Below are 11,898 nucleotides of genomic sequence, written 5' to 3'. Positions count from 1 at the left end.
CTCCAAAAAGCCGACCACCCATGAATCATTGAAAACGTGATTCGAGAATCCTGTTGAGACGATCCATCTAATAAATCTGCCAAAGTAGTGCTAGTTTCCGATTCGCTTCAGCTCCGCGATCAACCGGTCCAGCGCCTCGGCAAGCATCGGCCCGCCGCACACCGTGAGATCTTCAGGAATCACGATGCGTCGCGATGGCGGATACATCTTCTCCAGCGCCGGGTGCAACAGAAGCGCGCTGCCTTCGTCTTCGGCGACATCGCTGCCGTCCGATATCAGGATAAGATCCGGTCGAGCGGCAACAATGGTTTCAAGCTTTGCAAACCCGCCGTGCGTAATGCCAAGACCGGATGCCGCGTTCGACAGCCCGGTGACCGAGAGCAGTGCACTCGTGAGGCTGTTATCGCCCGACACCCAGCCGCGTCGCGACAGCGCCAGCACCCGATAGGGCCTGCGCGTCGCCGCCTCCTTTGCGCGGGCCACCGCAGCGTCGAGCCGCGCGATCTGGATCTGCGCGCGATCCGGATGCCGGACAAGATCGCCCATCCGGCGAATCTGTTCCTTCACGTCATCGATCGATGTTGCGACATCGAATTCGACCACGCGCATCCCTTGCTGCTTCAGCAGCTCCCGCGTCGCGCGTTTGGTGTACTGGGTGGCAACAACGACGTCGGGTCTGAGCATCAGCACGTCCTCCGCCTCGCCGGAGAGCGGCCGATACTTCTTTGCCTCGTCCGCGGCGTAGGAGCGTGCGGCATCGCGCGAATAAGGGCTAAGGCCGACGATCTGTACCGGGTCGGCGAGCGTCATCAGAAGCTGATCGGTGCACAGATTAATCGACGCAACACGCGGTAGACCCGCGGCGTGCGCGGGCGTGACGATGCCGACGGTCAAGGCCAGGGCGACGGCGACAAGATCACCGTTTCTCCATGTGGTGATACCGGCCCGGATCGCCTTACGAAAGCGATGCAATCTCGTACGCCGCAACATCGCGATCAAACTTCCGCCCACGGCACGAGGACGATTTCGCGTTCATGGTCGGCACGATAGGTTTTGATACGAAAGACCTCGGACATGATGGCCTCCGAAAGCGCGTCGGCAGGTGGTCCCTGCGACACCAGACGCCCTTCGGACATCACCAGAATAATATCGGCGAAACGCGCGGCGAGCCCGAGATCATGCGTCACCACGACAACCAGCGTTCCGCTGTCGGCCGTTGCCCGCAGTTTGATCAGGATCTCGATCTGATAGCGTGGATCGAGAGATGCAGTCGGTTCATCGGCCAAAAGCACTGGCGCTTCCACCGCCAACACCCGCGCCAGCGCGACCCGGCAACGCTCGCCGCCCGACAATTCCGTCACGCGACGATCGCTCAAATCTGTCACGTCAGCCATCTGCATCGCCCGCATCACGGCCGCGGCATCGTGGTCGGTCAGCCTTCCAGGATCGATCGCACCGTGCGGGTATCGTCCAAGCGCCACGACATCCTTTGTCGGCAGCGGCCAATGTATCTGGTGGCCCTGCGGCAGATAGGAAAAACGGCGCGCGCGTTCCTGAAGGCTTAGAGATGATAGCGCGTCGCCGCAAACTTCGATCCTGCCTTTCGAGGGCAGCAGTCCCGCCAGCACCCGCAGCACTGTGGTCTTGCCTGCGCCATTCGGCCCGACCAGCGCGACAAGGTGCCGACCGGGGAGTGCCAGCGAAATGTCGCGCAGGACGACTCTCTTTCCAAGGCTCGCCGACAGCGACGATGCGACGAGAACAGCCGTCTCGCTCATGCCACTCCTCCACCCAGCGCCCGCCGCTCGCGCACGATCAGGTAGAGGAAGAACGGCACTCCGATCAGCGCGGTCAGGACGCCAACCTTGATGTCCGAGGTCGAGGGAATAACGCGCACCGCGATATCGGCCGCGAGCAGTAGCGCCGCGCCGGTCAGTGCGCTCGGTACCAGCAGCTTCGCCGGATCGTAGCCGATCAGAGGGCGCATCAGGTGTGGGGCGACCAGCCCAATGAAGCCGATGGCGCCGGCCACCGCGACCGCACCGCCAACGCCAAGGGCAACGCCAAGGATCGTCCACAACCGAAGCCGGCCGACGTTGACCCCCAGGCTGAAGGCGGCTTCTTCACCGAGACTGAGCGTGCAAAACGCATGACGCTGGCTCATCAGGGTGGCAGCTCCCGCGACGATGAACGGCAGCGCCAGCGTCACATGCCGAAAGCTGCGGTCTTCCAGCGATCCCAGCAGCCAAAATGCAATTTCCAATGCCGCGAAAGGGTTGCTTGACAGGTTCATCGTCAGCGACGTCGCCGCGCCTGCAAGAGCGGAGATCGCCAGCCCGGCGAGGATCAGGATCAGCAGACTCGTCTCGCGCCCCGCGATCACGAGCAGCACGAACACTGAAATAAACGCAGCCAGGATCGCCGCCATCGGCAATACAAAGGAATGAATGTCGGCCAATCCCAGCGCGATCACCAGCACCGCGCCGAACGCCGCCGCCTGCGGCGCGCCGAACAGCGAGGGCGATGCCAGGGGATTGCGCAGGAGTCCCTGCAGGGCGGCGCCCGACAAACCGAGAATCGCGCCGATCGCTATCGCGAGGATCGTACGCGGCAAGCGGATCTCCAGCACGATGATCCGCTGAATTTCGCTACCGCCGCCAAACAAGGCATGGAGAATCGTTGCCGGCGACAACCTCACAGGGCCTATCCCCAGCGACATCAGCGTCAACACTGCGACACCTGCGCACAGCGCGAGCGTCACGCTCGCTCGCTGGCGGTCGGCGACGGTCACCATGTGACGTTGTAAGCACGGCAAGCCGCGGGTCCGGCCGGCTCGGCAGCGCATTTCGCGAAACCCATGACGGCCCTTTATTTCTGCCCTGTCATTTTCTGACCCGCCATCGTGCGCCGGAATGCATCACCGGCTGATCGCTTTGCGGCTTTTATCTGCTTCCGCGCATGCATGCCATGTTAGCATCCGGATGGACACGCATGGCCGCCAATGCTCGCCCGTAGTGGGAAGACAATATCCCCGCAACGCGTTGCCGTTTTACCGCTTGGCGAGCGTTGATGAGGTTCAAACAAGCACAGCGGAAGACCCTGCGCAACCGCGAACGTTCCCCCGCATCGCAGCTAATATAGAGCGTGAAATTGACTTCAGAATCGCGCGAGATAGCGGGGCAGTTCGTGCTCGAATTCCGGGAAGTAGTGTGAAACCACGGAAATATCGAAGCGAGCGAGGATCGACTCCTTGGGCTCCCGTTCAAGCAGGAAGCGAAAGGCGGCCTCGATGCAGCGTTCAGGCGTGTGCTTTCCGGCGGTCAACTGCTGGCTCTTGACTTCAGACATTGTAACGCGGTGACGAGTCTCGCCCTTTCCTTCGCGCACCACGACTTCGAAGCTAAGTGCGCCGCCGTCGTCCACCCGCCGAACCTCGATCATAGGTTGCTCCTATTCACCACTGCTCGTCTCGTCTCAGCCTCATCGTCCTGATATCGCGCAATACGGCATCGGCCGATCCATCGCTCTGCTTGGGAGATCAAGCCTCTCTCTGAACCGATAGAACTCTCGCAAAAGGCTAAATACTAAATAGCGAGCTTGGTTGGTACCACTTGATAAATCAATAGAGTCTGTTCCCGCGTTTCGCGCTATCGATTGTCCCCTTGAGATTGAACCTCTGTGTGTCAGCAAAGGACGGAAAACTATCGATAGGGCGAAGGACACATGCCGCAAACGGAGCAATCACCCGAGACGCCGTCGTCATTTGCGGCACCGCAGGTGAACGTTCCGAAAGGCGGCGGAGCTATTCGAGGATTGGGTGAGAAATTTCAAACCAATCCGGTGAATGGCACAGCAACCCTCTCCATTCCAATTCCGCTGAGCAAGAGTCGCAGCGAATTTCAACCTGCACTCGCTTTGTCTTACAGTTCCGGGTCGGGCAATGGCCCTTTCGGACTGGGTTGGACGCTCGGCCTTCCTTCTATCTCCAGGCGGACGGACAAGGGCGTTCCGCGTTACGTGCCTTTCGCGCGCCGTGCCGAAAATGTCGCGGCAGCCGATGCTGCGGCAGATATCTTCCTGTTGTCCGGATCGGAAGATCTCGTGCCGATCACCGCAGCAGACGCGCCGTGGACAGCGTATCGGGAGGTGAGCGGCTACTTTGTGCGAGCCTTTCGACCTCGCATCGAAGGAACCTTTTCGCGGATAGAGAGCTGGACCCGCATCGCCGACGGCGACACCCACTGGCGCACCATTTCCCGAGACAACGTTCTCACCGTATACGGCGAAACGCTTGCGTCGCGCATTGCAGATCCTGAGGATGCACAGTGCATTTTCGAGTGGCTTATCTGCCGCAGCTACGACGATCGCGGAAACGCTATTGAGTATGAATATGCAGCCGAAGGCGATGATGGCATCGATATCACCCGCGCCAGCGAGCGCCTCCGATCCCGGAGCGCGAACCGGTACCTGAAACGTGTCAGGTATGGAAACCGCAGGCCGGTGCTGCTCGATGTTTCACTCGATTCGGCGCGCCGTAATCATCTTCCACGGCCGCAGATCGATCCGCAAACCGGATGGCTGTTCGAAGCCGTACTCGACTATGGCGACGAGCCATTTGCGCATGAACCCGAGGCGGAGGGATTCGAACGTGTGCGCTGGACGGACGATCTGCCGCTTCCAAGGCAGGCGCGTCGCGATCCGTTTTCGAGAACGCGCGCCGGTTTCGAGATCCGCACGCATCGATTATGCCAGCGAATTCTCGTCGCGCATCGCATGCCGGAGCGGCTTGGGACCGAGCGAACGCTCGTGCGTGACATCCAGTTCGATTACGACGCCAGATCGCTCGGCACACGTCTGGCGCGCGTCACGCAATCCGGATATCGGCCGCTCGAAGAAGGATTGTATCGGCGTCGGTCGCTACCCCCGTTGCTGCTGAGCTACAACCCCAGTCCGCTCGACGAGCCGACGCCTCAAAAGTGGAAAGTCGAGCAGCTTCCACGCGAAAGTCTCGAGAATCTTCCCGCGGGTGTCGCCGGCCATGGCTATCAGTGGATCGACCTTGATGGCGAAGGAATCGCGGGCGTGCTCGCGGAGGAGGAGGGCGCTTGGTACTATAAGCCGAATCGGGGGCACGGCCAGTTCGGCTCCGTTCAGGTGATCCGCTCAAGGCCCATCGGCGAGGGCGGCCGATCGCAGCTTATCGACCTCGACTCGGACGGTCGACTTGAGCTTGCGACGCTCGTGCAGGGCACCGGCGGATATTTCGATCGGACCGACGAGGAAGGCTGGACACCATTTCGGCCGTTCCGCGCTTTTCCACTCGTCGACTTCAGCAGTCCGAACGTTCGTCTGACCGATTTGTCGGGTGACGGGCTCGCGGACATTCTAATCATGGATGATCAGGCCATCACCTGGCATCCCTCCCTGGGCGACCTTGGTTTCGGCGAAGCGGTGCGCGTGCGCGTGCCATGGAACGAGGAGCGCGGTCCGCGCGTGCTGTTCGGGCAGGCGGATCAGGCGGTGTTCATTGCCGACATGTCGGGCGACGGACTGTCCGATCTCGTTCGTGTTCGCAACGGTGAGGTCTGTTACTGGCCCAATCTTGGCCACGGCCGGTTCGGCGTGAAGGTTACGATGGAGGGCGCGCCTTACTTCGACGAGGACGGCATCTTCGATGCGCGCCGGATCCGCTTCGCTGACGTCGATGGCTCCGGACCGACCGACGTCATCTATGCCGGACGCAAGGGCGTAAAGATCTTTCTCAATGAAAGCGGCAATGGACTGAGCCAGCCGCGCACGATCTCCGAAATGGTGCTGACCGATGGTGTGTCGCTCGATGTCATCGACCTGCTCGGCCGTGGGACAGCGTGCCTTGTGTGGTCGACCGCGCTTCCGAGCATCGCATGGCGTCCGGTGGAGTTCATCGATCTTGCGCGCGGCACCAAGCCACATCTGCTGGCGCGCTACGACAATCAGCTCGGTGCGGAGACACGGCTGACGTACAAATCCTCCACCGAGTTCTATCTTGCCGATCGAGAAGCAGGGCGGCCGTGGGTGACGCGTTTGCCGTTCCCGGTACACGTCGTTGAACGGGTGGAGGCGACCGACCACATCAGTCGAAATCGATTCGTGACGCGTTTCGCCTACCATCATGGCCACTATGATGGCGAGGAGCGCGAGTTTCGCGGCTTCGGCATGGTCGAGCAGTGGGATACCGAACGGTTTGCGGCGTTCGACGGCGACGGCTTACCGACAGACAATATCGCTGCCGAATCGCACGTGCCGCCTGTGCATACCAAGAGCTGGTTCCACACTGGCATTTACCTCGGCGCGGACCGCGTCTCTCGTCTGTTCGAGCGTGAGTATTTTCGCGAGCCCGGATTGACGCTCGCGGCTGTCCGCACCCAGCTTCTCGACGACACCATCGTGCCGCCCGGTTTGACACCGGAAGAAGAGCGCGAGGCCTGCCGATCTCTGAAAGGTACGCTGCTGCGCCAGGAGGTTTATGCGGACGACGCTGAGGGTCTGCGTGCGACACCTGCATGGACCCGACGAGCACGGACGCCTTACACGATTACAGAACAGAACTTCAGCATCCGGATGCTGCAACATCGAGGCCTCAATCGCTACGCGGTATTCTTCACGCACGAACGTGAATCGATCACCCATCATTACGAACGCAATCCAGAAGATCCGCGCATTCAGCACAAACTGACGCTGGAAGTGGATGACTATGGAAATTTACTCAAGCAGGTTGCGATTGCTTATGGACGCCGCGTCTCTCCGCTGTCGACGCAATGGGATCGCACACGGCAAACATCCCCACTTCTGACTTATGTCGAGACGCGCTTCACCAACGCCGTCACGCTGCCTGATGCCCAACGCAATCCACTTCCCTATGAGACGATTACCTTCGAGCTGACCGACTATACACCGACAGCGAAGAGCGGTCGGTTCCAGGCATCGGACTTTGTCGAGCCCGATCCGATGTGCGGAGGCCGTCTGCGCCACAAGCGATCAGGCCCCGATATCGCTTACGAAGCGACAGCCACGGGGAGTCAGCGGCGTCGGCCACTTGAATGGACGCGAACGCTCTATCGTCGCAACGATCTGGACGGCTTGCTGCCGCCGGGCGAAGTTCAATCGCTTTGTCTGCCCGGCGAGAGTTACAAGCTCGCGTTCACGCCGGGTCTTCTTGATGAAACGTTCCAGCGCCGCCGTCCGGGACAAAGCCTCGAAGCTTTGCTGCCAGATCCCGCAGTCGTGCTGGGCGGACAGGATGCTTCGACCGGAGGCTACGTCGACCTCGACGGGAACGGTCACTGGTGGGTGCCCTCCGGACGCTCGTTCTTTCACGTGGAGGACGTTTCTGCGGCGGAGGAGCTCGCAGAAGCTGACGCTCACTTTTTCATGTCGCGCCGCTACCGCGGTCCCTTCGGCCAGGACTCGATCGTCGATTTCGATGCCTACGGTCTGCTGATCACGGGGACGCGAGATGCGCTCGGAAATCGCATCTCGGTCGATAGTTACGACTATATCGTAATGCAGCCGACCACCGTCAGCGATGCTAACCGCAACCGGACGGAAGTCATCTTCGACACGCTCGGCATGGTCGTGGGCACCGCGGTCATGGGCAAACCGCTCCCGTCGCCGGCCGAAGGCGACTCGTTAGCTGAGTTCGTTGCCGATCTCGATCAAGCGCAGCTCGACGGCCTGTTCGGGAGTGTCGATCCTCACGCTGTCGCGAAGACGCTCCTCAAAGGCGCCACCACGCGTATCGTCTACGACGTAGATCGCTTTCGACGTACGCAAGCGGCCTACCCGGACGACCCGACACAGTGGCAGCCGAGTTGTAGCGCGACGTTCGCTCGCGAGACGCATGTCAACGCGCCGTTGCCACGGCAGGGTCTGAAGATTCAACTCACTTTCGCTTACTCCGATGGCTTCGGCCGCGAGATTCAGCGGAAGGTTCAGGCGGAACCGGGACCGCTCGACGCCAACGATCCGCGCGCGCCCTTCGTCAATCGACGCTGGGTCACCACGGGCTGGACGATCTTCAACAACAAAGGCAAGCCGGTTCGCCAGTTCGAGCCATTCTTCAGCGCCACGCACAGCCACGAGTTCGGTGTTCGCGTCGGTGTAAGTCCCGTGCTTTTCTATGATCCGGTCGGGCGAGTGATCGCTACACTGCATCCGAACCATACCTATGAGAAGGTTGTGTTCGATGCCTGGCGCCAGACGACGTACGATACGAACGATACTTGCGCGCCGCGTCAATCGCAGACGGGCGATCCACGGACTGATGAGGATATCGGCGGATTTGTAGCTGCGTACTTCAAGGCGCAATCCCCTTCAGCTCCGCTGTGGAGGACGTGGCATGAACAACGCATCGACGGCGAGCTAGGAAAAGAAGAGCGCGTTGCCGCCCAGCGTGCCGCAGCTCACGCCGACACCCCGAGCACGGCGCATCTCGACGTGCTCGGCCGTCCCTTCCTGACGGTAGTAAGGAACCATGTCGTCTGTGCCGGCCACGATCTCGACGGCCGCGAAGATGCTTTTGCAACGCGTGTCGAGCTGGACATCGAAGGCAATCAGCGCGTCGTCCGCGATGCAGTTCAGCAAGGCGACGATTCGCTCGGCCGGATCATGATGCGCTACGTCTACGACGTTTCCGGCAATCGCATTTACCAGTCCAGCATGGAGGCTGGCGCGCGCTGGAAACTCCAGGACGTACTCGGTAACTCCATTCGAGCGTGGGACAGCCGCGGGCATGTCTACGCGACCGCGTATGACGCTCTGCGACGCCTGGTCGAGACGACGGTGCGCGGCACAAGCACAGAATCGGATCCTCGTACCTTGGATCGCGATATTCTGATCGAACGCAGCGAATACGGCGAAGGTATTGCAAATGCTGAAGCGCTCAATTTGCGCACGCGTATTTTCCGTCACTTCGATTCGGCTGGATTCGTTATCAGCGCGAGAGTCGACGCGAACGAGATGCCTGTTGAAGCTTTCGATTTCAAAGGAAACCTGGTTCACAGCACGCGCCGCCTCGTTGCAGATTACAAGACGATTCCCGACTGGAATCTGAATCCGAAGCTGGATTGTGAGGTCTTTGAAAGTAGCACGCGCTACGACGCGCTCAATCGACCGATCCAGTCCATCGCACCGCGCAGTAGTTTCGTGCGCGGAGGACGATCCAAGCCGTTCAACGTCGTCCAACCGGTTTTTAATGAAGCGAATTTGTTGGAGCGCGTCGATGTCTGGCTCGAGCGGATAGACCAACCTGTTGCGCTGCTGGATCCGGAAGACGAGCCACCTTCATCGGTGGGCGTCGCCGATATTGACTACGATGCCAAGGGTCAACGTTTGTCCATTGCCTACAAGAACGGTGCGTGCACGTTCTACCGATACGATCCGCTCACGTTCCGGCTCGTCGAACTGCACACCCGAAGCGAAGCGGCTGACCGGTTACAGAACCTTCATTACACCTACGATCCATCGGGCAACATCACACACATTCGCGACGACGCGCAACAAACGATCTTTTTCAGAAATAAATGCGTCGAGCCGAGCAACGATTACACGTACGACGCGCTTTATCGATTAATCGAAGGAACCGGTCGAGAACATCTGGGACAGGGCGGCACATCCGTTGCGTACGCTCCCGACGATTCGGCTCGTGTGGGTCACGGCTCGGCCGACTCCGCCGGACGCTTGGCCCCCGACGACGGCAACGCGATGGGCAGGTACATCGAGCGCTACGTGTACGACGCCGTCGGAAATTTCCTGAAGATGCAGCATCGCGGTAGCGATCAGGCGAAGCCGGGTTGGACACGAGCGTACGAGTACGAGGAAGCGAGTCTGATCGAAGACGGAACGGGCGGCACGCAGCTCAAGACGACCAACCGGTTGACCCGCAGCACGCTGAAGCCGGGAAGCGATTCTCCGCAGGGCGAGTCCTATTTGTACGATGCCCACGGCAGCTTTGTCCGTATGCCTCATCTCGGCGGGGGCGCGCCCGGTCCAAACATGCACTGGGACTACAACGACCAACTGCGTCAGATCGATCTGGGCGGCGGCGGACAGGCGTTTTATGTCTACGATGGATCAGGCGCGCGCATCCGCAAGGTGTGGGAAAAGGCGCCCGGCCTCACCGAAGAACGCATCGATTTCGGCGGCTTCGAAATCTTTAGGAGGCACGAAGGCGCCAGCGCGAGCGGCATCAGCCCACAGACCGCTGCGCTGGAGCGCGAGACATTTCACGTGAAGGACGACAAGCAGCGCATCGCCTTGGTGGAGACCCGTACTGTCGACACCGCGCAGGACGATCCGATGCCGCGTCAATTGATTCGATATCAGTTCGGCAATCATCTCGGTTCCGCCTGCCTCGAACTCGACGACCGGGCGCGGATCATTTCGTATGAAGAATATGCGCCGTATGGCAGCTCAACCTATCAAGCGGTTCGCAGCCGGACCGATACGCCGAAGCGATATCGGTACAGCGGCAAAGAGCGGGATACCGAAAGCTCGCTGTATTACAGCGAAGCGCGGTACTACGCCGATTGGCTGGGGCGATGGACGGCGTCCGACCCGAAAGGGCTGGTCGATGGATCGAACACCTACGCCTATGTTCGTAACAACCCACTAAGCTTTACCGACTCGACCGGCACGCAATGTGACCCGACCACTCAGTCTTGCGTCGATCCGACGCTGGCGACCGTCGACGATCAATCGATGACCTGCCACGCGCCCGACTCGTCGAGCTTGACGGCCGCAAGCGGCGCAAGTTCTCTGTTCGGGAACTTCATGAGCATCGCCGGTTCGACGCCTCCGGTAGCGGCCGCCGCACCTGTGCAAGCGGCGAATTCGGTCGATGACCTGCTGACGTTACTGCATGCGCAGGCGGGGTTCGAGACGGGTGCGGTCAGGCCGCCGACCTTCAATTCTCGTACCGCCAGTCCGTTCGGAACAGCCGCCCATGCCCAGGCGACGAACGTCCTCGATGACATGAAGCAACTCGGCTATCTGGGCGCGGAGAATATTTACTCCGAAGTGCGCGTCGTGAACGGCGTCGTCACGCAAATCGGCGGCGTCCCGGGCGGTCCAAAGGGTGCGCACAATCTGGACGTCGTCGTGACTCAGCCGGGGTCGACGCTTGCGGTGGGCGATGACATCTCCGGCGGTTCTGCCAGATTGCTTGGCGATCTGAAATACGGCGGCGGCGTCATCGATACGAAGTACGCCGTCCACGGATCGCCGCTGGCCACGATCAATGGACGCACGACCTCAGGTCCGATGCCGGCGTTTCCGGAGATGGCGGCTCCGGGAATGACGGGCGGCGCCCGATGGCTCGCCGCAGGTGGAGGCGCATTCAATGCCGCCGGCGGCGTCTTCATGTTGGCAAGCATCGACACCGAGCACGATCCTGGCATCGTTACCGCAGGCAAGGTGACCAGCGGAGGCGCAAGCCTGGCTGGCGGTGGAATGATGGCCGGCGGCGCCTGGCTGGGCAGGGCAGGTCTTGTCGCGGTGGGCGGGACGGTCGCCGCTGTCGGATCGATCATTGCAGCTCCGATCATGGTCTATGAAATGAGGCCCAGAGGTTGGATCGCGATTGATCCGGTTTTGAAGGAGCGGGCCATGCAGCGATACCGCAATGGCGAGAACGTCAACCCGTTCTGCGCGCAATGTCATGGTCCTGGAGGCGCGCTGGATCCGAACAATGACTGGAATGCCGGTGGCGCTCGCCGCGCTGCTTTTGAGAGGAGATTGCAATGGAAGTATCTAGGAGACTAGTCGACATCGATCACTTCACACGCAGATCAACCCGCCTGCCAGCTCGCATGCCGTTTTGGTTTGTTCGTCCGTCTGCGCAGACGCGAGCGCGGACGGCTA

The 11,898-nt window shown here is 60.7% G+C and carries 5 protein-coding genes; 1 reads left to right on the top strand and 4 read right to left on the bottom strand.

All coding sequences use genetic code 11. From position 1 onward, the window contains the following. Positions 1-90: 90 nt before the first annotated feature. From GGQ85_RS17830 to GGQ85_RS17815, 4 genes are all read right to left on the bottom strand, one after another. Positions 91-990, bottom strand: coding sequence for an ABC transporter substrate-binding protein (locus GGQ85_RS17830; protein ID WP_309775672.1), 900 nt, complete (start codon positions 988-990; stop codon positions 91-93). A gap of 5 nt (positions 991-995) precedes the next feature. Beyond that, positions 996-1,778 (bottom strand): ABC transporter ATP-binding protein, encoded by a 783-nt coding sequence (locus GGQ85_RS17825; RefSeq protein ID WP_309775671.1) that lies wholly within the window; start codon positions 1,776-1,778, stop codon positions 996-998. Then, on the bottom strand, positions 1,775-2,794 hold the full coding sequence (locus GGQ85_RS17820) for a FecCD family ABC transporter permease (protein WP_309775670.1): 1,020 nt from the start codon (positions 2,792-2,794) through the stop codon (positions 1,775-1,777). Before GGQ85_RS17820 ends, GGQ85_RS17825 begins: the two co-directional genes overlap by 4 nt. A 362-nt stretch (positions 2,795-3,156) precedes the next feature. Then, positions 3,157-3,441, bottom strand: coding sequence for a hypothetical protein (locus tag GGQ85_RS17815; RefSeq protein WP_079448213.1), 285 nt, complete (start codon positions 3,439-3,441; stop codon positions 3,157-3,159). Positions 3,442-3,723: 282 nt separating this feature from the next. Between GGQ85_RS17815 and GGQ85_RS17810 the strand changes: the two genes are divergently transcribed. After that, positions 3,724-11,799 carry a SpvB/TcaC N-terminal domain-containing protein gene (locus tag GGQ85_RS17810; protein WP_309775669.1) on the top strand — a complete coding sequence of 2,692 codons (8,076 nt, stop codon included), beginning with the start codon at positions 3,724-3,726 and terminating at the stop codon, positions 11,797-11,799. Positions 11,800-11,898: the final 99 nt, after the last annotated feature.

It is taken from the genome of Nitrobacter vulgaris, assembly GCF_031453995.1.
Classification (GTDB): domain Bacteria; phylum Pseudomonadota; class Alphaproteobacteria; order Rhizobiales; family Xanthobacteraceae; genus Nitrobacter; species Nitrobacter vulgaris.
Note: the sequence above shows the minus strand (reverse complement) of the source record. Positions and strands in the feature narration are given on the sequence as shown.

Bases quoted from the DNA above. Each gene is read 5' to 3' on its own strand.
- GGQ85_RS17830 (WP_309775672.1), bottom strand. From the start codon at position 990: ATGTTGCGGCGTACGAGATTGCATCGCTTTCGTAAGGCGATCCGGGCC.
- GGQ85_RS17825 (WP_309775671.1), bottom strand. From the start codon at position 1,778: ATGAGCGAGACGGCTGTTCTCGTCGCATCGTCGCTGTCGGCGAGCCTT.
- GGQ85_RS17820 (WP_309775670.1), bottom strand. From the start codon at position 2,794: ATGGTGACCGTCGCCGACCGCCAGCGAGCGAGCGTGACGCTCGCGCTG.
- GGQ85_RS17815 (WP_079448213.1), bottom strand. From the start codon at position 3,441: ATGATCGAGGTTCGGCGGGTGGACGACGGCGGCGCACTTAGCTTCGAA.
- GGQ85_RS17810 (WP_309775669.1), top strand. From the start codon at position 3,724: ATGCCGCAAACGGAGCAATCACCCGAGACGCCGTCGTCATTTGCGGCA.